The organism is Couchioplanes caeruleus (assembly GCF_003751945.1).
GTDB lineage: Bacteria > Actinomycetota > Actinomycetes > Mycobacteriales > Micromonosporaceae > Actinoplanes > Actinoplanes caeruleus.
On record NZ_RJKL01000001.1, the window covers coordinates 2,802,013 to 2,826,721 of the forward strand.

The 24,709-nt window shown below is 70.4% G+C and carries 28 protein-coding genes, 1 pseudogene and 1 riboswitch; of the genes and pseudogenes, 16 read left to right on the top strand and 13 right to left on the bottom strand.

All coding sequences use genetic code 11. From position 1 onward, the window contains the following. Positions 1 to 60: 60 nt before the first annotated feature. On the bottom strand, positions 61 to 261 hold the full coding sequence (locus EDD30_RS12315; RefSeq protein ID WP_244945218.1) for a helix-turn-helix transcriptional regulator: 201 nt from the start codon (positions 259 to 261) through the stop codon (positions 61 to 63). A 637-nt stretch (positions 262 to 898) separates the two neighbouring features. Between EDD30_RS12315 and EDD30_RS12320 the strand changes: the two genes are divergently transcribed. The 3 genes from EDD30_RS12320 (at position 899) to EDD30_RS12330 (ending at position 3,461) form a co-directional block, all read left to right on the top strand. Then, entirely contained in the window at positions 899 to 1,999 is a 1,101-nt protein-coding gene (locus tag EDD30_RS12320) for an SPFH domain-containing protein (protein ID WP_071809764.1), read from the top strand. 56 nt (positions 2,000 to 2,055) lie between these two features. Further along, positions 2,056 to 2,772, top strand: a complete 717-nt coding sequence (locus tag EDD30_RS12325; protein WP_071809765.1) for a DUF4352 domain-containing protein — start codon at positions 2,056 to 2,058, stop codon at positions 2,770 to 2,772. A 491-nt stretch (positions 2,773 to 3,263) separates the two neighbouring features. Next, the gene (locus EDD30_RS12330; RefSeq protein ID WP_071809766.1) at positions 3,264 to 3,461 is read left to right on the top strand and encodes a hypothetical protein; all 198 of its coding nucleotides are present in this window, start codon (positions 3,264 to 3,266) and stop codon (positions 3,459 to 3,461) included. 7 nt (positions 3,462 to 3,468) lie between these two features. Here EDD30_RS12330 and EDD30_RS12335 read toward each other — a convergent pair whose 3' ends face one another. The 4 genes from EDD30_RS12335 to EDD30_RS12350 form a co-directional block, all read right to left on the bottom strand. Beyond that, complete coding sequence (locus tag EDD30_RS12335; protein ID WP_071809767.1) at positions 3,469 to 3,714, bottom strand: hypothetical protein; 246 nt, start codon at positions 3,712 to 3,714, stop codon at positions 3,469 to 3,471. A 176-nt stretch (positions 3,715 to 3,890) separates the two neighbouring features. Beyond that, entirely contained in the window at positions 3,891 to 4,094 is a 204-nt protein-coding gene (locus EDD30_RS12340; protein WP_170047705.1) for a hypothetical protein, read from the bottom strand. Further along, positions 4,091 to 4,936 carry an ABC transporter permease gene (locus EDD30_RS12345; RefSeq protein WP_071809768.1) on the bottom strand — a complete coding sequence of 282 codons (846 nt, stop codon included), beginning with the start codon at positions 4,934 to 4,936 and terminating at the stop codon, positions 4,091 to 4,093. The genes EDD30_RS12340 and EDD30_RS12345 overlap by 4 nt, the downstream gene beginning before the upstream one ends. Next, a complete protein-coding gene (locus EDD30_RS12350) occupies positions 4,933 to 5,913 on the bottom strand; it encodes an ATP-binding cassette domain-containing protein (RefSeq protein WP_071809769.1) in 981 nt (326 codons plus the stop codon). Before EDD30_RS12350 ends, EDD30_RS12345 begins: the two co-directional genes overlap by 4 nt. 186 nt (positions 5,914 to 6,099) lie before the next feature. Between EDD30_RS12350 and serA the strand changes: the two genes are divergently transcribed. Both serA and EDD30_RS12360 read left to right on the top strand, forming a co-directional pair. Continuing rightward, entirely contained in the window at positions 6,100 to 7,314 is a 1,215-nt protein-coding gene (gene serA / locus EDD30_RS12355) for a phosphoglycerate dehydrogenase (protein ID WP_071809770.1), read from the top strand. Then, positions 7,311 to 8,669 (top strand): FAD-binding oxidoreductase, encoded by a 1,359-nt coding sequence (locus EDD30_RS12360; RefSeq protein ID WP_071809771.1) that lies wholly within the window; start codon positions 7,311 to 7,313, stop codon positions 8,667 to 8,669. The genes serA and EDD30_RS12360 overlap by 4 nt, the downstream gene beginning before the upstream one ends. Before the next feature lie 101 nt (positions 8,670 to 8,770). Here the strand turns inward: EDD30_RS12360 and EDD30_RS12365 are convergent, their stop codons facing one another. Together EDD30_RS12365 and EDD30_RS12375 are read right to left on the bottom strand one after the other, a co-directional pair. After that, the gene (locus EDD30_RS12365) at positions 8,771 to 9,736 is read right to left on the bottom strand and encodes a hypothetical protein (RefSeq protein ID WP_071809772.1); all 966 of its coding nucleotides are present in this window, start codon (positions 9,734 to 9,736) and stop codon (positions 8,771 to 8,773) included. 862 nt (positions 9,737 to 10,598) lie between these two features. Next, the gene (locus tag EDD30_RS12375) at positions 10,599 to 11,261 is read right to left on the bottom strand and encodes a response regulator (RefSeq protein ID WP_071809773.1); all 663 of its coding nucleotides are present in this window, start codon (positions 11,259 to 11,261) and stop codon (positions 10,599 to 10,601) included. 240 nt (positions 11,262 to 11,501) lie between these two features. On the opposite strand from EDD30_RS12375, the gene EDD30_RS12380 reads away from it, so the two are divergent. The 5 genes from EDD30_RS12380 to EDD30_RS12400 are packed head-to-tail and all read left to right on the top strand — an operon-like array spanning position 11,502 to position 15,368. Continuing rightward, positions 11,502 to 12,167 (top strand): AfsR/SARP family transcriptional regulator, encoded by a 666-nt coding sequence (locus EDD30_RS12380; protein WP_071809774.1) that lies wholly within the window; start codon positions 11,502 to 11,504, stop codon positions 12,165 to 12,167. Positions 12,168 to 12,227: 60 nt separating this feature from the next. Then, a complete protein-coding gene (locus tag EDD30_RS12385) occupies positions 12,228 to 12,866 on the top strand; it encodes a class I SAM-dependent methyltransferase (RefSeq protein WP_071809775.1) in 639 nt (212 codons plus the stop codon). Between the two features lie 29 nt (positions 12,867 to 12,895). Continuing rightward, on the top strand, positions 12,896 to 13,378 hold the full coding sequence (locus tag EDD30_RS12390) for a MarR family winged helix-turn-helix transcriptional regulator (RefSeq protein ID WP_071809776.1): 483 nt from the start codon (positions 12,896 to 12,898) through the stop codon (positions 13,376 to 13,378). Beyond that, positions 13,375 to 15,018: an MDR family MFS transporter gene (locus tag EDD30_RS12395; RefSeq protein WP_071809777.1), complete on the top strand. Its 1,644-nt coding sequence runs from the start codon at positions 13,375 to 13,377 to the stop codon at positions 15,016 to 15,018. The genes EDD30_RS12390 and EDD30_RS12395 overlap by 4 nt, the downstream gene beginning before the upstream one ends. Before the next feature lie 47 nt (positions 15,019 to 15,065). After that, complete coding sequence (locus EDD30_RS12400) at positions 15,066 to 15,368, top strand: antibiotic biosynthesis monooxygenase family protein (RefSeq protein ID WP_071809778.1); 303 nt, start codon at positions 15,066 to 15,068, stop codon at positions 15,366 to 15,368. A 20-nt stretch (positions 15,369 to 15,388) separates the two neighbouring features. Here EDD30_RS12400 and EDD30_RS12405 read toward each other — a convergent pair whose 3' ends face one another. After that, the gene (locus tag EDD30_RS12405; protein ID WP_244945219.1) at positions 15,389 to 16,531 is read right to left on the bottom strand and encodes a GAF and ANTAR domain-containing protein; all 1,143 of its coding nucleotides are present in this window, start codon (positions 16,529 to 16,531) and stop codon (positions 15,389 to 15,391) included. Between the two features lie 47 nt (positions 16,532 to 16,578). Further along, positions 16,579 to 16,905 carry a hypothetical protein gene (locus EDD30_RS40560; RefSeq protein WP_244945220.1) on the bottom strand — a complete coding sequence of 109 codons (327 nt, stop codon included), beginning with the start codon at positions 16,903 to 16,905 and terminating at the stop codon, positions 16,579 to 16,581. 191 nt (positions 16,906 to 17,096) lie between these two features. Between EDD30_RS40560 and EDD30_RS12415 the strand changes: the two genes are divergently transcribed. Next, positions 17,097 to 17,285, top strand: a complete 189-nt coding sequence (locus tag EDD30_RS12415; protein ID WP_071809779.1) for a hypothetical protein — start codon at positions 17,097 to 17,099, stop codon at positions 17,283 to 17,285. 22 nt (positions 17,286 to 17,307) lie between these two features. Here the strand turns inward: EDD30_RS12415 and EDD30_RS12420 are convergent, their stop codons facing one another. Next, entirely contained in the window at positions 17,308 to 17,892 is a 585-nt protein-coding gene (locus tag EDD30_RS12420) for a DUF1360 domain-containing protein (RefSeq protein WP_071809780.1), read from the bottom strand. A gap of 10 nt (positions 17,893 to 17,902) precedes the next feature. Next, the gene (locus tag EDD30_RS12425; protein ID WP_071809781.1) at positions 17,903 to 18,148 is read right to left on the bottom strand and encodes a DUF6158 family protein; all 246 of its coding nucleotides are present in this window, start codon (positions 18,146 to 18,148) and stop codon (positions 17,903 to 17,905) included. Positions 18,149 to 18,282: 134 nt separating this feature from the next. Between EDD30_RS12425 and EDD30_RS12430 the strand changes: the two genes are divergently transcribed. The 3 genes from EDD30_RS12430 (at position 18,283) to EDD30_RS12440 (ending at position 20,376) form a co-directional block, all read left to right on the top strand. After that, positions 18,283 to 18,726 carry a hypothetical protein gene (locus EDD30_RS12430; RefSeq protein ID WP_071809782.1) on the top strand — a complete coding sequence of 148 codons (444 nt, stop codon included), beginning with the start codon at positions 18,283 to 18,285 and terminating at the stop codon, positions 18,724 to 18,726. Positions 18,727 to 18,737: 11 nt separating this feature from the next. Then, positions 18,738 to 19,067 (top strand): DUF3817 domain-containing protein, encoded by a 330-nt coding sequence (locus EDD30_RS12435; protein WP_071809783.1) that lies wholly within the window; start codon positions 18,738 to 18,740, stop codon positions 19,065 to 19,067. A gap of 208 nt (positions 19,068 to 19,275) precedes the next feature. Next, positions 19,276 to 19,404, top strand: a riboswitch (cyclic di-AMP (ydaO/yuaA leader). A 45-nt stretch (positions 19,405 to 19,449) separates the two neighbouring features. Continuing rightward, positions 19,450 to 20,376 (top strand): C40 family peptidase, encoded by a 927-nt coding sequence (locus EDD30_RS12440; protein WP_342353729.1) that lies wholly within the window; start codon positions 19,450 to 19,452, stop codon positions 20,374 to 20,376. 245 nt (positions 20,377 to 20,621) lie between these two features. On the opposite strand, the gene EDD30_RS12445 is transcribed toward EDD30_RS12440, so the two are convergent. After that, the gene (locus tag EDD30_RS12445) at positions 20,622 to 21,623 is read right to left on the bottom strand and encodes a sigma-70 family RNA polymerase sigma factor (RefSeq protein ID WP_071809785.1); all 1,002 of its coding nucleotides are present in this window, start codon (positions 21,621 to 21,623) and stop codon (positions 20,622 to 20,624) included. Positions 21,624 to 22,219: 596 nt separating this feature from the next. Here EDD30_RS12445 and EDD30_RS12450 point away from each other — a divergent pair. After that, positions 22,220 to 22,906, top strand: a complete 687-nt coding sequence (locus tag EDD30_RS12450; protein WP_071809786.1) for an SDR family NAD(P)-dependent oxidoreductase — start codon at positions 22,220 to 22,222, stop codon at positions 22,904 to 22,906. Positions 22,907 to 23,242: 336 nt separating this feature from the next. Here EDD30_RS12450 and EDD30_RS40565 read toward each other — a convergent pair. After that, positions 23,243 to 23,941: pseudogene (locus EDD30_RS40565) on the bottom strand (dTMP kinase); the annotation flags it as partial. Between the two features lie 183 nt (positions 23,942 to 24,124). On the opposite strand from EDD30_RS40565, the gene EDD30_RS12460 reads away from it, so the two are divergent. Continuing rightward, positions 24,125 to 24,709, top strand: coding sequence for a nucleotidyltransferase family protein (locus EDD30_RS12460; RefSeq protein ID WP_071807368.1), 585 nt, complete (start codon positions 24,125 to 24,127; stop codon positions 24,707 to 24,709).

Consider the following 24,709-nt stretch of genomic DNA (forward strand, 5'->3'; position numbering starts at 1 on the left):
CACCCTTACCGCCGAGACTCCTTAGATTTAGGCCAGGCCAGGCCAGGAAGTGCGCTGGGATCAAGGCGCCTGGTCGTTCAAGTCCGGCCGATGCTGCTTGATCCAGGCCTCAACGTCATCTCGTCGCCATACCTTGCCCTGGATCAGCTCGTCGTAGGGTGCCGGCCAGTCCGACCGGTGCGTGAGCTGGTAGACGCGCTGACGGCTGATCCCTCCGAGCCGTAAGCGGATTTCGGCTGCTCCCATGAGATCACTGGGCATACGACTACCTTACAAGCGACAACTGCCGAAACATTTCACCCAATCGATGGAACTTCGCTGGGCGCTTCGACGCCGCAGGGCGGCCGCCTGTGGCCCCCACACGCCGAGCGTCGTACAGCCAGCCGTACAGCCAAGTCGCCCGGCTGACCCCGACATCACCCGACACCGACAGACAGGCTGAGCAGGGACACCGCCCCCCCCCTGCCAGCCCGTCCTGATCTACTTCTAATCCGTCGGTCGCAGGTTCGAATTCTGCCGGGCGCGCCATTACTTGCATTATCGGGCGTTCGCCTCATCGGTTTCGTTGCCTGCTTCGGCGCCTGAGCCACAGAGGACTCGTCCCATGAGGTTGCAGCCGAGGTGCACGCCGGCGGTCATGGCCGCCTGAGCGATCGGCAAGGCCTCCTGTTATCCGCCCGAGGCAGCGAGTCGGCCGCAGAGGTGACAAGCCCCAGTCCAACGCCGACCGCACCCCTCGCAGTGTGCCCGACTCGTCGAGCGTGCGGTGTTCGTCGTCGATGAGGGTCGAGCCGGCAGCTCTCAAGGCCAGGTGGCGACGTTGATCATGATTGATATCATCCGGCCGGATGACGCGGGCCGAGCACCGGCCGGCTGGGGAGATGTCGGGTAGGTCCGAATGGCGATGCTGGATAGGGTACGCGGTGAATTCATCGATATCGTTGAGTGGCTGGACGGCAGCCGCGACACGATGGTGTGGCGATTCCCGCGGTATCACAACGAGATCAAGATGGGCGCCCGCCTCGTGGTGCGCGAATCGCAGGTCGCCGTTTTCGTGAACGAGGGCACCATCGCGGACGCCTTCGGTCCCGGCACGCACGTCCTGCACACCCAGAATCTCCCGGTACTGTCCACTCTCAAGGGGTGGAAGTATGGATTCGAGTCGCCTTTCAAGGCCGAGGTGTACTTCGTCAACACTCGACAGTTCACCGACCTGAAATGGGGCACCCAGAACCCGGTCATCGTCCGGGATCCGGAGTTCGGCATGGTGCGACTACGCGCATTCGGCGCGTACGCGCTGCGCATCATCGACGCACGCCGGCTCCTCACCGAGCTGGTGGGCACCGACCCGGAATTCCGTTCGGAGGAGGTCGCCAACTATCTCCAGCAGTTGATCGTGAGCAGGCTGACCTCCGCGCTGGCCACCGCACATGTATCTCTGCTCGACATGGCAGCCCACCAGGAGGCCATCGGCACGCAGCTCACCGAGGTGCTCGCCGAGCAGCTCGCCCCGATGGGCCTGACGATTCCGACCGTCATCGTGCAGAACATCTCGGTGCCGCCCGAGGTGGAGCAGGCGCTCGACCGGCGTACACAGATGGGCATCATTGGGGACCTGCAGCGATACACGACGTTCCAGACCGCCAATGCCATCGAGGACGCCGCCCGGAACCCGGGCGCCGCCGGGCTGGGCACGGGACTGGGCATGGGGATGCTCTTCGGCCAGCGCATGGGTGGGGCCCTCGACGGGAACGCCGGCCACGCCTCCGTGCCCGTACAGCCGCCTCCGCTGCCCGTGACCCCGCAGTGGTACGTGGGTTTGGACGGCAGTCAGCAGGGCCCATTCGACCTCGGCACGCTTACCGGGCAGGTGGGCGCCGGTGCGGTCACCCGAGAAACGCTGGTGTGGCGGGCCGGAATGGCTCAATGGGCACGAGCTGCAGACATACCCGAGCTTGCGCCCCTGTTCGCCCACACGCCGCCCCCGATGCCCCGATGACCGGCCCGGGTCCGTCCGCCGCCATCTCCTCCAGTTGCCCGTCCTGCGGAGCCGGGATGGAGGTCGACCAGGGCGCAGGTGTCATGCGATGCCCGTACTGCCGGCGAGAGGTCCTCATGCCGGCGACGCCGGCCTCCGGGACCGGCTGGCCGTTCGGCACGGGTGGCGCAGACATGCCGCACATCACCATCAGCAGCGCTCGGACGTTCACACAGAAGCCCGAAGCGATCCGCCGCCAGAAGTTGATGGTGTTGATCTTCGGAATAGGGGCTTTCCTGGCGATGGGAGCCGTCCTGACCTCGATCCTCTCGTCCACTCTGTTCGATTCGTCTGGCGACGTGGAAGAGGTGGAGGTGGGAGCTGCGGCGCGGTTCAAGTCGTTCGAAGCGACGGTCCGCGGCGTCGACTGCACCAAGCAGTCGATCACCAAACCCGATGATCCGGCGACCTCCTTCGACGACACCATGGCCGAGAAGGCCGAGGGCAAGTTCTGCGTGGTCTCCTTCTCGGTGAAGAACGTCGGCGAGAAGACCGACACCTATCCGACATGGAGCTTCGAGGCCACCAGCCCGACGGAACGCGTGCTCGACAGAAAATACACCGCCGAGGACTACGCCAACAAAGGGAGCAAAGCTCTCGATGAGCCGATCGATCCAGGAAAGACTGCCGATCAGCTTCTGGTCTTCGACGTTCCCACCGACACGACACTCGCATACCTACAAATTTGCGCTGTGTTCGACGAACCCACCATCAAGGTGAAGTTCAGCTCATGATTGTCGCCGGTCCGACCTGGCTTCGGGCAGGTCGGACCGGCGAGGGCCATCGCCGGGAAAAGCCGGGGGGCCGGCGCCAACCCGGTGCCCACAGATGGGCCGAGGGTGGGCGTGCCGCCGCCATGACGTCGGTGCGCTGAGGGTCGCCCGGACGGAGCTGTCGGCTGGTCATGGCATGTCGGTCGAGGAAATCCGGAAGGCCGTGAAGGGCTGGCCGGCTGACCGGATGCTGGGAAGTCAGGTGATCAGGGCAGAGCCGGTCGCTTCGACGGCGAGGACGCGGCAGACGACAGACGCGCAGGGTCGCGGTCGATGAGCGGAAGCCACCGCCGGGCGGCAGGGCGTCACGGATCGGTGAATCTGCCGCTGTCAGCTTCGTGTCGTATCGGATTTCCCTCCGGCCGCATCCATCCTGCAACCGCACCGGTTCGCAGTTCGCTACGCGCCGGACCGAGACTGACATTCAACGACGGGGGCAGGAGATTCCAAGCATGTATCTCACCTGGGCGGATATCGCGCAGACACTGCTGGCCGGCCTCGCCGGGATGCTGGGCGTCTTTCTGGTGGAGGAAGGGCTCCGTGTGCTGCGCGAGCGCGGCCTGTCCCCTGCACGCTGGGCGCAGAACCGGACGTTCTTGACACCGCGCGCCAGGGCAGTTCAGGCCGTATCCGAGGCCGACACTCCGTAGGCGGCGCCTACAGGTTCGGCGTCGGCGCCACGGTTGACCGGGCCGTCGACCGCCGCCATCGCCAGCCGATGCCGAAGAACATCACCGACAGGTTCATGTCGGTGTAGCCGTAGAACGGCATCACGACCAGCGCGATCACCGGGATGACGCGGAGCCACTTGGCGGGCGTGCTCACCGCCGCCAGCCGCCGAGCGGCGATCACGAACAGCAGCAGGAACACCAGCAGGGCCGGGATGCCGTGGCTGTACATCATGAGCCAGATCCGGCCTGGGTGCCGAGCGGCTCCGAGGCGTGGGTGGTGTCGACCATGCGCGGGCCGCCGTAGCCGATCAACGGTGAGTGGGCGACCGCGTCCAGGGTCCGCCGGTAGATGTCGGTCCGGTCCTTGGTCGAGTCGGTGTTCTCGACCCGGTTCAGGGGGCCTTCTCCTCACTCAGAGCAGGCCGGATCCGGCGCGAACGGGTGCCGGTCTCCCCGCAGCCGGGCCAGCCGTGCCGCCTGCCGGTCCGCCAGCCCGTGGGCGCGGCGCCGGCGCCGGTCGTGCCGGGCCGCTGCGGCAGCGGCCCGGCTGCGCCTCGTCTCCTCCGCGCGCGCCCGCAACCGCTGGCGCCACTCCTGCGGAGCCGTCGTCATTTGCGGTTGTAGAGGCGCATGGTGAGCGGGCCGAAGACGGCGACGAGCACCGCGCTCGCGACCAGGACCCACAGCGTCTCGCCCGAGTCCCAGTCGCCGGCCATCAGCGATCGGACCGCCGCGACCAGGTGGGTGATCGGATTGACCTTGACGAAGGCCTGCAGCCAGCCGGGCATCGTGCCCGGGTCCACGAAGACGTTGCTCAGGAAGGTCATCGGGAACAGCACCAGCATGCTCACGCCCATGACCGACTTCTCCGACCTGAGGAACAGGCCGAACATGGTCCAGATCCAGGAGAAGGCGAAGGAGAAGACCACCAGCAGGCCCACGCCGGCGGCGACGCCGGCGAAGCCGCCGGACGGGCGGAAGCCGAGGACCAGACCGACGATCATGATGGTCGTCGCGGCGAGGACGTAGCGCAGGACGTCGCCGAAGATCATGCCGACCAGGGCCGCGGGCCGCCAGACGGGCAGGGACCGGAAGCGGTCGAAGACGCCCTTCTCGATGTCCGTGTTCAGGCCCACGCCGGTGTACATCGTGATCATCACGACACTGGTGACCATGATGCCGGGCAGTAGGAACTGCAGGTATTCCCTGGTCGAGCCGGCCAGGGCGCCGCCGAAGAGGTACGTGAACATCAGCGTCATGATGATCGGGAAGGCGGTCACGTCGAAAAGCTGCTCGGGGACGTGCTTGATCTTCAGCATCGCCCGCCACCCGAAGGTCAGCGAGGCGGCCAGGGCGCCGGGCCGGCTCGGGCGCTCCTCGCGGGCGAGCACGGCGGCCAGCGTCTCCGCCGACGGCGTGTAGACGGTGGTGGCCTCGGTGGTCGTGGCGGTCATGCGGCCACCTCCTCGGTGATCGGCTTGTCGGTCAGCGCGAGGAAGACCTCGTCGAGGCTGGGCTGACCCAGGGAGAAGTCGTCGACCACGATGCCGGCGTCGGCCAGCGCCGCGAGTGCCCGCGAGGCCTGTTCGGCGGCGCCCTGCTCGGAGCCGCTCGCACCGGCCCGCGCGGTGAGCGCGACCGGGTCGGCCTCGGCCTGCACGCCGACACCCAGCACCGCCGCCAGCAGCCGCTCGGCCTCGGGGCGTCGCGCGGCGTCGCGCAACCGCACGTGGACGGTGCCCGCCCCGATCGACGCCTTGAGCGATCCGGGGGTGCCCTCCGCGATGACCTTGCCGTGGTCGATCACGGCGATCCGGCCGGCGAGCCGGTCCGCCTCGTCGAGATATTGCGTGGTGAGCAGGACCGTGGTGCCGTGGGCGACCACGACCCGGATGATGTCCCAGACCTGGTTGCGGCTGCGCGGGTCGAGGCCGGTGGTCGGCTCGTCCAGGAACAGCAGGTCGGGGGTGTTGAGGATGCTGGCGGCGATGTCGATGCGCCGCCGCATGCCGCCGGAATACTTCTTCACCTGTCGGTCCGCCGCCTCGGTGAGGCCGAACGCCTCGAGGAGCTGAGCGGCACGGGCCCGGGCGGCCGGCTTGCCGTGGCCCAGCAGACGGGCGAGCAGGACGAGGTTCTCCGTGCCGGTGAGGTCCTCGTCGACCGAGGCGTACTGCCCGGTGAGGCTGACCCGGCCGCGGACCGCGTCGGCCTCGCGGACCACGTCGTGCCCGAAGACCCGGGCCTGACCGCCGTCGGGTCTCAGCAGGGTGGCGAACATACGCACGAGGGTCGTCTTGCCGGCGCCGTTGGGGCCGAGCAAGCCGTACACCGTGCCTTGTGGGACGGTCAGGTCGACGCCGTCGACCGCGCGGTTGTCTCCGAAGACCTTGACGAGACCGGAGGTCTCGACGGCAGGTGTGTTGGGCATGGACGCATCCTGCCGCGACCGTGTGACATTTTCCTCGGTACGCCGTGAAGAGGGGACGCCCGGCAGGTGGGACCCCGCCCACCGTCGAGTTCCGTTCGAGCGGCGGGCACTAGGCTGGGACGCCTGTGAACTGGGCTTCGGCGTGGCGGCCCGGGCGAAGCGATTCCCCACACGGAACGGACAGTGATGATCGACCAAGCCAAGGTACGAGTTCTGCTGCTCGAGAGCATTCACCCCGACGCGGTGTCCCGGCTCGAGGCAGAGGGTTACCAGGTCGAGTCCCTGCGGAACGCTCTCGACGAGGCCGAGCTCATCGACCGCATCCCGGGCGTGCACCTGCTCGGCATCCGCTCCAAGACCCGAGTCACCGCCAAGGTGCTCGAGGCCGCGGACAGCCTCGTCGCGATCGGCGCCTTCTGCATCGGCACCGACCAGATCGACCTCGGCACCGCCTCGCGGGCCGGCATCGCCGTGTTCAACGCCCCGTTCTCGAACACCCGCTCGGTCGTCGAGCTGGCGCTCGCCGAGATCATCGCGATGACGCGGCGGCTGACCGAGAAGAACGAGCTCATGCACGCCGGCGTCTGGGACAAGGCCGCCAACGGCAGCCACGAGGTCCGGGGCCGGCGGCTCGGCATCGTCGGGTACGGCAACATCGGCACCCAGCTCTCGGTGCTCGCGGAGAACCTCGGCATGCACGTGTCTTTCTTCGACACGGCGGACAAGCTCGCGCTCGGCAACGCCCAGCGGTGCAGCTCGCTGGACGAGCTGCTCGCGTCCACCGACGTGGTCACCCTGCACGTCGACGGCCGGCCGGGCAACGCCGGCTTCTTCGGCGCGGAGCAGTTCTCCCGGATGCGGCAGGGTGCGATCTTCCTCAACCTCTCCCGCGGCATCGTCGTCGACCATGTCGCCCTGCGCGAGGCGCTGACCAGCGGCCACCTCTCGGGCGCGGCCGTGGACGTGTTCCCCAAGGAGCCGAAGGGCCGCGGCGACGAGTTCGTCTCCGAGCTGCGGGGCCTGCCCAACGTCATCCTGACGCCGCACATCGGCGGCTCCACGGAGGAGGCCCAGGCCGACATCGGCGACTTCGTGGCCAACAAGCTGGCCCACTTCGTGCACGAGGGCAACACGACGCTGAGCGTCAACCTGCCCAGCGTCGCCCTGCCGGCGCAGCCCGGCATGAGCCGCATCGTGCACGTGCACGTCAACATGCCCGGCGTGCTGGCGCAGGTCAACAGCATCCTCGCCGAGCACCAGGTCAACGTCGAAGGTCAACTGCTCAGCACCCGCGGCGAGTACGGCTACCTGATCACCGACATCAGCGGCGAGTACAGCGCCGACGTCCTGGACCAGCTTCGCGGCATGAACCAGACGGTCCGCCTGCGGGTGCTTTCGTGAGCGACCTCGAGGACGTCCTGCGCGGGGTCGTCGGCGACCAGCACGTTCTCGTCGACGAGGACCTGAAGGCGCAGTATCAGACCGACTGGACCCGGCGCTTCTCCGGCGAGGCCCGCTGCGTCGTGCGGCCGGCGGACACCGCCGAGGTGGCCGCGGTCGTGCGCGCCTGCGCCGAGGCGGGGGTGGCCGTCACCGTGCAGGGTGGCAACACCGGCCTGGTGGGCGGCGGCGTGCCGGCCGGCGGCGAGGTGCTGCTGAGTCTCGGCCGGCTCACGTCGTGCGAGGACGTGGACGTGCTGGAGGCCCAGGTGACGGTGGGCGCGGGCGTGACGCTGGAACGGCTTCAGCAGCACGCCCGGCCGCACGGCCTGGACGTCGGCGTCGACCTCGCGGCCCGGTCCGCCGCGACGGTCGGCGGCCTGGTCGCGACCAACGCGGGCGGCATCCGGGTGGTGCGTTACGGCAGCATGCGCGAGCAGGTGACCGGCATCGAGGCCGTCCTCGCGGACGGCAGCGTGGTGACTCGGCTGGTCGGCCTCGCCAAGGACAACACCGGGTACGACCTCGCCCAGCTCCTCGCCGGCAGCGAGGGCACGCTGGCGATCGTGACAAGGGTCCGGCTCCGGCTGGTCCCGCTGCTTCCCGCCCGCGCGGTCGCACTGGTCGCGGTCGACGGCATCGGGGGCGCGCTCGACCTGCTGGCCGCGGCGCGCGCCGGCCTTCCGGCCCTGGCGGCGGCCGAGCTCTTCCTTTCCGAAGGCCTCGATCTGGTACGGGCGCACGGCAACCTCGCCGCCCCGTTCGCCGAGGCACACCCGGCGTACGTGGTGCTGGAGTGCGCGGCGCGCACCGATCCCACCGACGACCTGCTCGAGGTGCTCGGCGAGTGCGAGGCCGTGCGCGACGCGACGGTGGCCTCGGACGTCACCGGCGTGGCGAAGCTGTGGGCGTACCGGGAGACCCACACCGAGGCGATCAGCGCCGCCGGCGTACCGGTGAAGCTGGACGTTTCCGTGCCCCTGCGCGAGCTGGCCGGGCTCGTCGCCGATCTGCCCGGCACGGTCGCGGCGGCCGCACCGGGCGCTCGGCCGATCATCTTCGGTCACCTCGGCGAGGGCAACCTGCACGTCAACGTGCTCGACGCAGGCGCGCATGCCGAGGAGGTCACCGACGCGGTGCTGCGGCTGGTCGCCTCGCGCCGAGGCAGCATCAGCTCCGAGCACGGCGTCGGCCGTGCCAAGGCGCGGTGGCTGCCGCTGTCGCGCTCGGCGGCCGAGGTGGCGGCCATGCGCCGGATCAAGACGGCCCTCGACCCGGCGGGCCTGCTGAACCCAGGAGTGCTGCTCAGCGAGTAAGGCCGGGCCTGCTGAACCCCCGGAGTGCCGCTCAGCGAGGAACGGCAGGCCTGCTGAACCCCGGAGCGCCGCTCAGCGAGGAATGGCGACCGGGAGCGACGTCACTGGGCGGTGTCGATCGACAGCAGGGTCACCCGGGAGGCGGCCTCGACGTCGTAGCGGTCGTTGGTCGCCCAGTCCTTCGGCGTCACGGTGGAGCCGGGCGGCACGTCGCGCAGCGTCTTGTCGCCGGCGGCGACGGTCGTCGCGCCGCCCTTCACCCGCACCCGGACCGGGTTGCCGGCCGGCGAGGTCATGGCCAGCTCCTCGACCGCGCCGGTGGCCTTCAGCGGGACGGTGCCGGCCGCGGCGGGAAGCTGGATCTGGGCACGCCGGGCGCCGCCGACGAGGTCGATCCCGGCGACCCGGCCGGACTGCATGTTGAGGACCTGTTCCTCGACGGCGCCGGAGAGACGCAACGTCCAGACGACCTTGGCGGAGAGCACGACCTCCACGGTGCCGGAGTCGCCCTTGCCGTCCGGCGTGAGCTCCAGCCGTACGTCGTCCTGCGCGACCGCCGCCTTCGGCAGCAGGCCGGAGTCCTCGGCCGTCGTCATCTTGTAGAGGGCGTCCCCGAGGTCCTCGCTGCGGACGGTCACCCGCTTCGCCGCGCTGACCAGTTCGAAGCTCGCCGCCGTGCGGCCGTCGAGGGGGCCGGTGACCGTACGCTGCGAGGTCGCGCCGACGCCGAGCTCGAGCACGGACGTGAGGTCGGAGTCGGAGCCGGAGAAGTAGGTGACGCCGGCGACCGTACCGCCGAGCAGCACGGCCGCGGTGAGCGCCAGGCCGGCGACCATGACGCCCCGGTTGCGGCGCGGCGGGGCCGGCATCCCGGCGGCCTGCGCCGGCCCGGCGGGGTGTTTGGGCGCCCGGTGCGGCCGGATCTCGCGGCCCGGACCCTCCAGGACGTCCCCTATGTGGTCGTCCGTGGCGGGGAAACCGGCGGCCAGGGGGCGCCGGGAACGGTCGAGCACCGATTCGGCGCTGACGGTGCGTGCCGGGTTAGCGGCGTCGAACCACTGGTCCACACCGGATGCACGATCGTACGTTCGCGACGAACCCGACATGTCCGATCCGTGCGTGGCCGGCGCGGCATGCGCAGGCGACCCCGCGGCATGCGCAGGCGACCCCGCGGCATGCGCAGGCGACCCCGCCGCATGCGCAGGCGACCCCGCCGCATGCGAACGCGACGCTGCATGCGAGTGCGGCTTCCGACCACCGGCGGGCGAGGCGCCAGACCCGGCCATCGGCGCGGGACCGGACCCGAAGCCAGACCCGGCGGCCGACGCAGGACCGGACCCGAAGCCAGACCCGGCGGCCGACGCAGGACCGGACCCGAAGCCAGACCCGGCGGCCGACGCAGGACCGGACCCGAAGCCGGGGGAGGAAGCGGGCGCAGGACCGGATGCCGGGCCAGGGGCGGAGGCGGGCGTGCCCGGGCCGCCGGGGACCGGACGATCCTCGCGCCAGTTGCCGCTGATCGGCCCGGCGCTCACGCCGAACGACGTACGCCCGCCCGTGGCCGGCGGTGCGGGACCGAACTCCGGCTCGGGTGTGGGTGGGCGACCACCCTCCGAGGGCGCGGCGAAAGCGTTCCAGCTCCCGGAGTCGGCCATGCTGTCCTCCCACTCGTCACGGAGCGCGCTGTCCGCAGGCGGTCGCCGGTACGGCAGCGGGTCGGCTCCGGGACCGCGATTCAACGATCTTTTGTCCCTATTGGCCCAGTCGGCACCTGAACTGGCCGGCAAGTTGGCCAGCACCACGGACACATCGGACGAATCGCCGCTCAGACGTTCCACGCGAATCCCTCCCCCACCCGCGGCGCCGGCCTCCGGGCGCTCCGGCGAGTGGTACGGATTCCGTAGCCACGCGGATGAGTGAGAGAGTGAACTACTCTGCGTTATGTCCGTCGGGCCGCAGCAGGCCCCTGCGGGTGGCCACCGCGACCGCCTCGAGCTGACTGTGCGCGCCGAGTTTGCCCAGCACGGCCTTCACGTAGCCACGGCAGGTATGCACGCTGATGCCGAGCCGCCGGGCGATCGCCCGCGGGTCGAGGCCGGAGCCCATCAGCACCAGCACCTCGTGCTCACGCGCCGTGAGCCCACCGGCCCGCGGGCCGACGACCGGGGCGGTGCTGCGCAACAGACGCGCGAGGATGTCGGTCGACACCGTCATGCCGCCGCCGTGCGCGGTGCGGATGGCGTTCATCACGTCGCCGAGCGGGCCGTTCTTCGACAGGAAGCCCGACGCCCCGGCCGCGGTCGCGCGCCCGACCAGGGCGGACTCGTTGTTCGCGGTCAGTATCACGAAGCGGGTGTCGGGCAGGCGGTGCCGTAGCAGCTCGGCGATGGCGATGCCGTCCGCGTCCGGGAGGTCCGGGTCGAGCAGCACCACGTTGGGGCGCAGCTCCTGGACCATTCGGATGGCCTGTTCACCCGTACGCGCATGCCCCTGGTAGTGCAGCTCGGGCTGCCCGGCCAGCGCCACACCGAGCAGCTCGGCGAACGTCTGATGCCCGTCCACCACGAGCACCGTGATCGCCTCGCTCACCATTCACGCCTCCTGATCCGCCAGCGCTGGAAGTCTATGTGTCCGTGTCGCGAAGCCAAGGCGTACCAACAGTCTGACAGCACATCCGAGCCAAGCCGACCGCAGTGCCCGCCCGCCGGAGGGATGAGGACGAGCGGCCGCCAAAACTCGTATCTTCGGCGGAACCCACCCCTCGCTTTCGGGGTTCTGTTCACCGTGGCGGTGGCTTGTCGCACGACCGTCCCCCGTACAGGGTGATACGTCATGTACGAAATCCAGCTTTTCGGTCGCCTCGAGGTTCGCACCCGGGGAGTGCGGCTCTCCGGCGAGGACCTCGGCGGCGCGGAGCCGCGGCAGATCCTGGCCCTGCTCGCGCTGCACGGCGCGCTGCGCAAGGACGAGCTGGCCGACATGCTGTGGGCCGGACGGCCACCCGCCACCGCCGAGGACACGATGGAGAGTCATCTGTCCCTTTTGCGCCACCGGCTCGATCCCGACGCGGATCCGGAATCGGTGATCACCACGGCCGGCGGCGGTTACGCCCTGGTGGCCGAGCAGGTACGCGTCGACGTCGCCCGCTTCGAGGAACTGGTGGCCGCCGCGTCCGGGCGTACGGCGAGCCGGGCCCTGCGCCCGTTGACGGCGGCGGCACACCTCGCGGGGCGCCCGCTGCTGGAGGACGTCGAGCAGCCGCGCTGGGCCGCCGACGCCCGCGAGCGCTACCGCGTGCGGGTGGTGACCGCCCTGCTGGACGCGGCCGGGTATGCCTCGGCGATCGGCGACCCGCGGACGGCGCTCACCCTCGCGCAGCAGGCGCTCGACCTCGACCCCGCCTCCGAGCACGCTCGGGCGATCATGGACAAGGCCCGGCAGGCCCTCCGTGAGACGCACCACGCGTCGGCGCCGGCTCCGGGGAAAATCACCGCATAAGCCCCGCACCGTACGGCTAAATGCCAGGCGTCCCCTCGCTGCGACGCCGAGAATGCCCGGGTGCGAACCGAGCTTCTTCCCGTACCCCTGGCTCCGGAGATCTCCCTGCACCTCGCCGGCGGCGACACGGGGTTGTTCGACGCGACCGGGGGCGAATTCCGCAGCGACGTCCCGCCGCCCTTCTGGGCCTTCGTCTGGGCCGGCGGCCAGGCCCTCGCGCGCTACGTCCTCGACCATCCCCGGATCGTCGCGGGCCGGCGGGTACTGGACATCGCCGCCGGATCCGGCGTCGCGGCCATCGCGGCGGCCCGGGCGGGCGCGGCGAGCGTCGAGGCGCTGGACCTCGATCCCGCGGCGGCGGAGGCAACCCGGCGGAACGCCGCGGCCAACGGGGTGACGGTCCGGGCCCGCGCCGCCGACGTCACCGAGGCCGGCCCGGCCGACGTCGTGCTGGCCGGGGACGTGTTCTACACCCGTACGGTCGCCGACCGCATGACCTCCGCCCTGCGCCCGGTCGCCGCCTCGGGCGCCCTGATCCTGGTTGGCGACCCGGGTCGGGGGTACTTCCCTGAGCGGCTGTTCATCCGCAGGGCGGAATACACCGTGCCGGTGCCGGCGGCCCTGGAGGAGACGGAAACGCTGGTCACCGCCGTCTGGGAGATGCGAAACACGATGCTTTCACCAACCAATAAGTTGTAGGCTGCACGCATATTGACGGGGAGTGCAGCATGCAGCAGAACGGCGAGGAGGCCGTCTCCCGGCTGGCCGACGAACTTCAGCGGTTCTTCCGCCTCGGCGCACGCGCGAAGAGCATGCTCAACGCCGGAGATCTCGGCGCCGAGTTCTCCGCCCTGATGCTGTTGTTCCCCCTGTGCCAGATGGGACCGTTGCGAGTCACCGACCTGGCCGAGGTCAAGGGCGCCGACCCGTCCACGATCAGCCGGCAGGCGGCGCAGCTCGTCAAGGCCGGCCTTGCCCGCCGGGAGGCGGATCCGGCCGACGGGCGCGCGTCCCGGCTGACCGTCACCGACGCCGGGCTCACCGCCTGCCAGCGCCTGCAGGAGGCGCGACTGGTCCTGATCAGCGAGACGCTCAGTGACTGGCCGGCAGAGCGCGTGGGCGCGTTCGCCGGCCTCTTCGAAGAATTCAACAGCTCCGTCGAGGCGCGGCTGCGCAGCGACCCAGCCGTATCAGCACGGGAGAGCGCGTGACCAACTCCAGCACCACCGCAGGGACGGCGGCCGGGCCGGGCGCCGGCGCAGAGGGCGCCGAACCTTCCGGGGAATTCACCCACCGCCAGATCATCACGGTGCTGATCGGCCTGATGATGGGCATGTTCCTCGCGGCGCTCGACCAGACCATCATGGCCACGGCGACCCGGACCATCGCCGACGACCTCGACGGCTTCAACCTGCAGGCCTGGGCGACGACGGCGTTCCTCATCACGTCGACGATCTCCACCCCGCTCTACGGCAAGCTCTCCGACATCTACGGGCGCCGGCCGTTCTTCCTGTTCGCGATCGGCGTGTTCATCCTCGGCTCGATCCTCTGCGGGCTGTCGCAGAGCATGTACGAGCTGGCCGCCTTCCGCGCGATCCAGGGCATCGGCGCCGGCGGCCTGATGTCGCTGGCCCTGGCGATCATCGGCGACATCGTCCCGCCCCGCGAACGCGCGAAGTACCAGGGCTTCTTCCTCGCGGTTTTCGGTACGGCGAGCGTCATCGGCCCGATCCTCGGCGGCTTCTTCGCCGGCGCCGACCAGATCCTCTGGATCGACGGCTGGCGCTGGGTCTTCTACCTCAACGTCCCGATCGGCATCGCGGCGATGATCGTGGTGGCCCGCGTCCTGCATCTGCCGCACCACCGCACCGACCACCGCATCGACTGGCCGGGCGCGGTCGCGCTCATCGTCGGCCTGGTGCCGCTGCTGACCGTGGCCGAGCAGGGCCGCGAGTGGGGCTGGGACTCCCCCCGCGCCATCGCCTGCTACCTGATCGGCGGCATCGGGCTGGTGGCGTTCGTGCTGGCCGAGCGCGCGTACAAGGACGAGGCGCTGCTGCCGCTGCGGCTGTTCGGCAACCGTACGGTCGCCGTCGGCTCGATCTCCAGCACGATCCTCGGCATGGCGATGTTCGGCGGGCTCATGACCGTCCCGCTGTACCTGCAGATCGTCAAGGGCAGCTCCCCCACCGTCGCGGGCCTGCAGATGATCCCGTTCGTGGTCGGCATCATGGCCGGCTCGATCACCGCGGGGCAGCTCATCGCCCGTACCGGTCGCTACCGGATCTTCCCGATCATCGGCAGCATCCTCATGGCCATCTCGCTCGCGCTCTTCGCGCTGATCGGCGCGGACACCCCGCTCTGGAAGACCATGCTGATCATGGTGCTGATGGGCCTGGGCCTCGGCGGCAACATGCAGCCGATGATCACCGCGGTGCAGAACGCCGTGTCGCCGCGGGAGATCGGCGTGGCGACCAGCTCGGTGACGTTCTTCCGCTCCATGGGCGGCACTCTCGGCACCGCGGTCTTCCTGTCGGTGCTCTTCAACGTGCTGCCTACCAAGATCAAGGATGCGTACACGGAGGCCGGGGTGCCCTCGCCACAGGGCGGAGGCGGCGTCGACCTGAGCGACACGTCGTTCCTCAGCGAGCTGCCGGAGGCGCTCGCCCACCCGTTCAAGGTCGGCTTCTCCGACGGCATCCAGGTCGTGTACCTGCTGGCGCTCGCGGTCATGGCGATCGGCCTGGTCGTCGTCTTCTTCCTGCCGGAGATCGCGCTGTCGCAGCGCTCGGCCCAGCAGCAGCGCGCCGACGAAGCGGCCGCCGCCGCGGCAAGCGGAGGAGCTCGCTGACAACCTCCGCGGGGTACGGGCGCAGCCCGTGCTCGTACCCTGTGTCCATGGCAGTGGTGAAAATCAACGCGATCGACGTCCCCGAGGGCGCGGGCCCCGAGCTGGAGAAGCGCTTCGCGGCCCGGCAGGGTGCGGTGGAGAAGGCCGAGGGATTCCTAGGCTTCGAGCTGTTGCGTCCGGTGGCGGGCGAGACCAGGTACTTCGTCTACACCCGCTGGGAGAGCGAGGAGCACTTCCAGGCCTGGTCCTCCGGCATGGGCCGCGCCGCGCATTCGGGTGAGCGGGCCCGTCCGGTGGCGACCGGCGCCGACCTGCTCGAGTTCGAGGTCGTCCAGAGCGTCTCGAAGTAACCCGCCGCCGTGGCGGCGGATCAGGTGTCGGCGTAGCGGGCCGCGGCGGCGATCAGGCGCTCGGCGACTTCCTCGCGCGGCAGGCCGAGCCGCTGCGAGGTGTCGCGCAGCACGTCGTAGGCCTCCCGGACGCCGCAGCCGCGCTGAGCGATGATCACACCGGCGGCACGGTCGACGGCCGAGTCCGAGCACTGCCCCGCCCGGCGGTGGACCTCGCCGAGGAGCAGCTCGGCCTGCCCGACCACCGCCATCGCGGTGAGCAGCGTCTCCGGCTCGATTCCCGGCCGGTCGGCGAACAAGGTCACCGCGCCGACGGCCGACCGCCGCAGATCCAGCGGGATCGACGCGACGGCGCGCACTCCCTCGTCCCGGGCGCGCTCGGCCAGTTCGGGCCAGCGCCCGTCCGCGGAGAGGTCGGTAACGGCGACGACCGCGCGGGTCCGGGCCGCTTCCAGCCCGGGGCCGTCGCCGATCGCGTACTGGAGATCGTCGAGGGCCTGGGCCCGCGGACCGGATGCGGCAAGGGTGGGCGGGCCGCCCTCGCCGATCAGCGCCACCGAGCAGCGCACCGCGCCCGGCACCGCGCCCGCGGTGAAGACGGCGAGCCGGTCGAGCGCCTGCGCGACGTCGTCGGTGCCGAGCAGCAGGGCGGACAACTCGTGCAGAAGCCCGGCCACCTCGACCGGGTGCGGCGCCGCGCCACCGTTCGTGGCCTGACCCTCCGGAACGGCGCCGCGCCCAGACTGACCCTCGGGAGCGCCGCCACGGTCGGCCTGGCGCGACGAGGCGCGGTCCTTGGCCCCGCGCTTACCCGCCGTCATGTTGGCGCCCTGGCGGCCCCTCTGGGCCGCCCGAACGGGCCGCCGGCTGTTGTGGCCGCCGCTCCGGCGGCCGTTGCGCCCCCCGCGGCGCCGCCGAGGGTCGGTATCTCCGCTCTGCGTGTCATCGGCGGGCGAGGCCCCGGCTCCGTGCGGGACACCTCCCACGCCCGGCAGGGCGCCGTCCGAGGCGGGCAGGGCGGCGACGGAGAGCGCTGTCTCCGCCTCGCGCCGGGACCGCCCGCGAACGCCGAGCCGGCTCGGGTCGGGCTTGCCCACGGCGTTCGCCGGCTTGCCGAGACGCGCCGCCGACCGCCGCTCTGTGCTCCGTTCCGGGGCAGACATTTGCCCGATATTGCCATGCTCATCCGTGAACACGAAAGTGGTGTCCACTAACGGGTGCCATCCGCGGGCGTAACCGTCTGGCCCGACGCGCGATGTTCCAGGAATGTGCTCGGCGCGGCGCCCGGGTCCTCCTCGCGCTCGTCCGACTCGGCGAGAATCGCCTCGGCCTGGGCCCGCGGGTCGGCGCTTCCCGCGGCCCGCTCCTCCGGCAGCAGGTCAACCGCACGCCGCCGCACCCGATCATCACTCATATCCGTCCGGTACCCGCGATCGGCGGCCTCGAAAACTCCGGAAACGACGCCGCCCCCGGACGGGTCCGGGGGCGGCGTGACGAGGATGCCGGTGCGCAGGTCGCCTCGCGGCGAGTGGCTCAACGCGGCTCCAGCCGGACGGTATTCCGCGAAGGCTATGGGTGAGGCCCGGGGACACTGGGCACACCGGCATCTGCCCTCAACCGTCGGCAGCACCCCATGATTCCGGTAGCAAATGTGACCTGGACCACATTCATTCCGGCGTACGGACCGCACCATCGTTTGCGCGCCGACCTCCCGGGTAGTCGAGCGACATGACGCAGCAGCAGAACGAACGCCTGCCCGCCCTGGGTGACGACGACGGCACCCCGGACGGCGCGAGCGACTTCGCCGGGGAGCACGCCGACACGGCCGTGGAGCGCGCCGTCGTCGAGGATCGCGACACGGGCGAGCAGGAGAGCCCGCGCGGCTGGTCGGGCATGGAGAAGGACGGCCCACCCTGACGAAGGCCGGTGCAGGTCGGGCTTACGCGAGCGCGCGGCCGAACGTCTGCTGCCCGAGCCGCTCCTCCTCCTCGCTTCGCGCCGGGACGCCTTCCGCGGCCTCCTTGGCGAGCGAGTACGCCATCTGCAGGAAGTCCGAGGCCGCCGTCGCCGTGAAGACGGTGGCCGCCAGCCGGGTGAGCCGCGGGGCGAACACCAGGCCGCTGGTCAGGCCGGTGGCGATCCAGACCGCCAGGCAGAAGGGGCAGCTAACCAGCTCGCCGATCGAGTGGCGCACGCTGCCGCCGTGGTCGCGTACCTCTTCGTTGACCTCCCCGCTGCCGCCGGACTCGGCGTAGCGGGTGAAGGGTGCCCGCAGCGGGCTGGTGATCGAGTCCTTGGCGATCAGCCGGCTCAGTTTGTGGGTGGCGATCGAGATCAGGACGACGTCCGCGACGGAGGGACGCTCCGGCACCGCACGACCGGTGATCTTCGCGGCGACGCCCAGGCTTCCCGCGAGCACCCCGAAGGTGCCCATCATGGCCGCGTATCCGCCGAGGGGCCGGTGCTCGTGAGGGGCGTACTGCCGACGCAACCGGTCGAGCCGGGCGCGTACCGAGGGAGTCATGCGGTTCCTCTCAGAAATCCTGGGTGAGCCGGTGCGGATCGACCTCGCGCCCGGGATGACGGGCCAGGTACTCGGTCTCCAACTCGGCCGTACGCCGCAGATGATTGGCGAGCGCCGCGTCAGGGCCGTGCCGCAGCGTCGCGAGCCGCGTCCGGTGCAGGCTGCCGAGCTCGCGGAGCAGATCGTCGTCGGCGAGACCCGACGGGTCTATGCCCTGCTCGGTGCCGACACGGTCGCCGACCTCGGAGTCGCTCATGATCTCTTCCTCTCTCGGTGCTTGCCGCAACGGTTGCCCGGGTGGCCTTCGGTCAAACCCCTGCCGCACACCGCGGCCCCGGACCGACGGCAGCGGCGGCCCGGCCCGGCCGAGGCTGCCGGTACGCTCGACGCATGAGAGCGCTGTGGACCCCGGCGTGGATCGTGCGCCACGTGGTCGCCCTCGTCCTCATCGCGGGCTTCCTGGGCCTGGGCTGGTGGCAGTTCAGCCGCGCGACCGGCGGCAACACCCTGAGCTGGGGCTACACCGTCGAATGGCCGGTCTTCGCGGCCTTCGTCGGTTTTCTGTGGTTTCGCGAGGTGCAGCAGGAGCTCAGGTCCCGCCGCCAGCGGACAGAAAAGCCGGCGGTGGAACAGGACGCCCGGAGCACTGCCGGCTCGGCCGCGGATGCTCCGGTCACGGTGCGGCGGCCGGTGCGGGCCTCGGTGAACCGGCAGGCTCCCCCGGCCGGCAGCGACCCGGAGCTCGACGCCTACAACGACTATCTCGCCTGGCTCAACGCCCACCCCGGGGCGCGGCCGGGCGACTACCCCGGACGCAAGAGCGGCATCAAGTAAGGACGTGGATCGTGCAGGGAGCCCTCACCCGCTACCGGATCATCGCCTGGATCGTCGGCGTGGTCCTGATCGCGCTCGTGCTGGTGGGCATGCCGCTGAAGTACGCCGGTGACGACGACACCGTGGTCGCCGCCGTCGGGCCTTTCCACGGTTTCCTCTACATGGTCTACCTGGTGGCCACGTTCGATGTGAGCCGCCGTGCGGGCTGGCCGCTCGGCCGGATGCTGCTCGTGATGCTCGCCGGCACGGTGCCGCTGCTCTCCTTCTGGGCCGAGCACGTCGTCACCCGCAAGTGGGCCGTCCAGCCGATGGACACGCCGGTCGCGATGGCGAAGAAATAGAGAAGTAACGCTGCGGGTCGGCCGCATTGCATTCGGTTATCGGGATCATTCGGATCATTGCCCTAATTGGCGCACGTCACTCTTCCGGCTCTTGTGTTAATCGAGATCGCCGATAAGTTGGTGCGGTTGGTCCGGTCCGCAGCCACACCGGTGGCGCCGGCCGACGCCGCCGAGTCCCGACGGCGGAATCGGTGACCCCTCCCCCGGGGCACCGGGACCGCCTCGACGATCCGGGGAACCACCGAAGTAGCACCTGGGGTGAATCCGCGTTCCGCGGTAGGGCCTTCTTCCCGCCCGAATCCGTCAGCTAACCCGGTAGGCGGCACAGCGGAAGAAAGGCCACGTAACGTTGCCACACGCCCGCACGAGGCTACGCGCCCTGGTGGTTGCCGCCCTGGCGATCGTGATCTCCAGCACCGTCGCACCCGCCGCGCACGCGGCGCCTTCCGCGACGGAGCTCAAGAAGAAGATCGAGAAGGCTTCGCACCAGCTCGAAGACGTCGTCGAGTCGTACAACAAGATGCGGCTCAGCCTGAAGAAGACGAACGCCGAGGAGAAGAAGCTCGCCGCGTCGCTCGCGCCCGCCAAGGCGGCGCTCGAGGCGGCCGGCTCGCAGATGCAGGTCATCGCGGCCTCGGCGTACAAGACCGGTCAGGTCGGCACCATGAACGTCGTACTCGAGGGCACGGACAGCCTGATGGACCGCATGTCCATTCTGGAGCATTTGTCCCGCACTCGGCAGCGCGACATCAACACCTACACGACCACGACGCAGACCTTCTCCCAGCGTCAGGCCGCCCTGAAGGCCACCCAGGACAAGCAGGAGGCCGAGGTCAAGGAGCTCGGCGCCCGCAAGAAGAAGATCGAGGCTGACCTCAAGGAGCTGTACGCCATGCGCACGGCGGCGTTCGGCCGGGCGACCGAGAGCGGCTCGGCCTACACCGGGGACATCCCCGACATCTCCGGCGATGCCGGGGTGGCCGTCACGTTCGCGTACAACCAGATCGGCAAGCCGTACTCGTACGGTTCCGGCGGTCCGAACTCCTACGACTGCTCGGGCCTGACCTCCGCTGCCTGGCGTGCCGCGGGCAAGAGCCTGCCCCACAACGCCGCGGCGCAGTTCAACGAGACGAGTCGGGTCAGCCGGTCTCAGCTCGAACCCGGCGACCTGGTGTTCTACCGCGGGCTCGCCCACGTGGGCATCTATGTCGGCGGCGGACAGATCATCCACGCGTCGGTGCCCGGCGAGCCGATCAGCAAGGTATCGATCGATATCATGCCGCCGTACGGATACGGCCGGGTGCGTTGATCACGCCGTAACGCACGACCGCGGAAGGCCGGTGCTCCCCTCGGGGAGCGCCGGCCTTTCCCGTGCCCCGGAGAAGACCGGCAAAGGCCATGCCCGGATAAGGCCCACGGAGTCCGCGCACGGAGTCCGCGCACGGAGTCCGCGCACGGAGTCCGCGCACGGAGTCCGCGCACGGAGAAGGCCGGTGTCCCTTACGGGACACCGGCCTTCGTCGGCTACGAGGAGGGAGAGGTGCCGGTTCAGGCTCAGGCGGCCTGCAGACCCTCGGCGCGGGCCAGCTCACGCAGCCGGCCCAGGGCCTGGATCTCGAGCTGGCGGATCCGCTCCCGCGAGAGCGAGAAGCGCGACGCCACCTCGGTCAGCGAGTGCTCCCGCCCGTCCTCGAGGCCGTACCGGGCGCGCATGATGCCCGCCGACCGGTCGTCGAGGTGGTTGAGAAGGCCCTCGATGCGCTGGCGCTCGAGCGCCGTGAGCACGATCTCCTCCGGCGACGGCGCGTCGCTGTCGGCGACCAGGTCGCCGAGGTTGGTGTCGCCGTCGTCGCCCACCGGGGTGTCCAGGGACACGGTGTCCTGGGCCCAGCGGGTCAGCTCGGTGACGCGCTCGACCGTCACGCCCAGCGCCGCGGCGACCTGCGCGGGCTCCGGGTCGGCACCGAGCTCGCGGACGAGCTGGCGGGTGACGTTGCGCATCCGGTTGACGTCCTCGACGAGGTGCACGGGCAGGCGCACGGTGCGCTCCTGCTGCGCGATCGCCCGGCTGATCGCCTGGCGGATCCACCACGTCGCGTACGTCGAGAACTTGTAGCCGCGCTCGTAGTCGAACTTCTCCACGGCGCGGACCAGGCCGGTGTTGCCTTCCTGGATGAGGTCGAGCATCGGCATGCCCGAGCGCACGTACCGGCGTGCGATAGAGACCACCAGGCGCAGGTTGGCCCGGATGAACAGGTCCTTGGCCCGCTCGCCCTCGACGACCAGGCGCTCCAGTTCCTCCCGGCTCACGCCGCGACGGACGTCACCGCTGTCGAGCAGGTGCTCGGCATAGAGGCCGGCCTCGATTGCCTTGGAGAGGTCGACCTCCCTGGCGGCATCCAGAAGCGGCGTCCGGGAGATCTCGTGCAGGTAGACGCCGACGAGGTCGCGCTCCTCGGCGACTTCGTCCGTCCGCATCACGGTGTTCTTCTCCACGTTGCCCACGGTCCCCTCATTGCCTTCACTAACCCTGTTACGGGCAATTCCTGCGTCCATCAGCCCTCCCCGTAACGTCCGCAGTTCGTGCATTGCGGTGCTGACACCTACACAACAAGTGGCGCCCTGCACTGATTCCGGCTGGTGGGTCGAAAGTGTCACGAATGCCTGAGCGTCACCTGAGAGCCGCGTGGATACTTACTGAAGAGCGCTCCCAGGGAAGGCATTCGGAGCCGCACCCGGCGCTGGGTGCGTGCATCGACGCATACCCTTCGCCCCATACATGACACCATCAGCCCCTCATCCGTCACAGCGACGGGCGTCACGGATAGCCTTGCGACGCTCATCACTACCCAGTACGGCTCGGTAGCCAGTTGGGTTCACGCCCAGCATCGACAGGTTGCCCCCAGGCTTGATGCAAATGCCATGGCGAAGATCCCGGCGCCGCTCGAGGCCCGGGAGCCCCTGACACCATGCGGCACATCCCGCCGCAGATCACTAGCCCATCCGGGTGACCCCCGCATGGGCGACCATCGAGCTCCCTCGCCGTTTCCGCTATCCGCGTCGGCCACACGGACAGTGATGGAGAACACAGCCGGGAGAGCCCGCCGGACGACGGAGCGGCGCCCTGGCCGCCGCGGACTACGGTGACGCTCATGACAGAGCGCACTGCGGTGGTGACGGGTGGAGCCGGCGGGCTCGGTGGCGCGGTCACGGAGATCCTGCGCGACGCGGGGTGGCGCGTGGTGGCGCCCGTACGAGCCGGCGCGATGGCTCGGCTGCCCGCGGGCGTGACGGGCATCGAGGCCGACCTCGGCGTGCCGGAGGACGTTGCCGCGGCCGTGGCGCTCGCCGCGGCGGAGCCGGGCGCGCCCCTGAGGGCCGTGGTCAACCTGGTGGGCGGCTTCGCGATGGGCGGCCGCGTGCACGAGACCCCGGTGGACGACTTCGAGGCGATGCTGCGGCTGAACCTGCGGCCGACGTACCTGGTGACCGCGGCGGCGCTGCCCCATCTGGTGGCGGCCGGCGGCGGTTCTGTGGTGTGCGTCTCGTCCCGCGCCGCCGTCGCTCCGTTCGCCGGAGCGGCCGGATACATCACCGCCAAGGCCGCGGTGCTCGCATTCGCCAACGCCGTCGCGGTCGAGTACCGCAAGGACGGCGTACGGGCGAACACGGTGCTGCCGAGCGTGATCGACACCCCGCTCAACCGCCGGCAGCAGCCGGACGCCGACCACACCCGCTGGGTTACCCCCGCCGAGATCGCCCGGGTGATCGCCTTCCTGGCCGGCGACGAGTCGGCGCCGACCAGCGGCGCGACCATCCCCGTCTACGGCAGGGCGTAGCAACCGAGACCCGCGCCGGAGGCGGCCCGGCGCAGGAGATCACGGCGGGACGGCTCAGAAGACCTCGGTGAGCTGAAGGGTCAGGGCGGCTGCCGCCGCGGCCAGCGCCGCGGTCCCCACCAGCACGGCGCGGGTGTGCGAGCCCGACGAGGTCGGCACACCGGATGCGACCGGCACGGCCGGAGCACCCTGGACCGGCCCGGCCGGAGCGCCCTCGATCGGCCCGGCCGGAGCGCCCTCGATCGGCCCGGCCGGAGCGCCCTCGATCGGCCCGGCCGGAGCGCCCTCGATCGGCCCGGCCGGAGCGCCCTCGATCGGCCCGGCCGGAGCGCCCTGGCGGGCGAGCGGGGCCGGCGCATCCTGGTGGGCCGGCGGGACCGGGGGCGACAGGTGGGCCAGAAGGGCGGCCTGGACCTGCTCCGGCGTGCCGTTCGCGTCGATCACCACGAAGTCGTCGTACTCCGGCAGGGACCGGTAGGCCGCGGACGCCGCGCACAGGTAAGACATCTCCTCGTGGTCGTACCCGCGGCGCTCGATGCGGTCGTAGGCCACCTCGGGGTCGACCGCCAGCAGGAACGTCACGTCGGGGCGCGGGAAGATCCGGTATGCGAACCGCGCCCGCCGCTCGGCCCGGTTCAAGCGCTCCGGGCGGGGCGTCTTGGCGTGGGCGCGGATGCTGGCGTACTGGCACACGGCGTAGCGGTCCATGACGGCGACCTCACCGGTGATGCGCCGGCGCAGCAGGGTGCGCAGGATCGCCAGCCAGCGCAGCACGGACTCGACCACCAGCATGGCCCTGCGGCCGAGCAGGTGTTCGCCGTCGCGCCGGCCCAGCGCGGCCGCGAGCCGGCCGAACCAGCGCCGGCCACCCGCGTTGCGGCGGTAGCTGGCGGGCAGGCCGCGAGCCGCCAGCGTGGTCGCCAGCAGGTGCGCCTGGGTCGTCTTTCCGGAGCCGTCGATGCCGACCAGAGCGATGGTGCGGGGACGCTTGGCGGAGGCGGCGGACGCTGGCACGAGGACTGGGCCGGGGACCATACCCACCGAGGGTAGCCCCCGGTGTCGCGGTCGGTTCTTCGGCGACGAGGTGCTCCGGGCGTACAAAATAGGGCTTAGTAGTCGAATTTGACCTTGGCTAGCGGGCGCCTCGCGTTACAGATGGGGCCGTGACGGGTAGTCGTTCCGTCTGGAAACGGACATCAATCGACACAGGGAGACGCCATGCCGTATCGGGTGGACGAGGGCCTGGTGAACACGCTCAAACGGGTCGCCTCCGTCCTCAAGCAGGCGGAGATCCCGTTCGCCCTCGGCGGCAGCTTCGCCGTGTACGCCCACGGTGGGCACTCCAGCGATCACGACGTCGATTTCCTCATCCGTGAACAGGACAAGGAACGCGCCCTCGCCGAGTTGTCCGCGGTCGGTTTCGAGGTGGCGCAGCCGCCGGAGGACTGGCTGGTGAAGGTCTACGACGAGGGCCGGATGGTGGACCTGATCTACCGGCCGGTCGAGTCGCCGGTGACCGACGCCACCCTGCGCGACACGGTGATGCGTCCGGTCGAGGCGATCAGCATGCCCGTGCTGTCGGCGACCCAGCTGATGGTGCACAAATTGCTCAGTTACACCCAGCACTACTGCGACTTCGCCACCGGCCTGCCCGTGGCCCGCTCGCTGCGCGAGCAGATCGACTGGGACCGGGTACGGCAGGAGACCACGAAGTCGCCGTACGCGGAGGCGTTCCTGGTGCTGCTGGACCGCCTCGAGGTGGTACCGGAGCCGGGTAGTGCACAGCTGACCGTGGGGGGATGA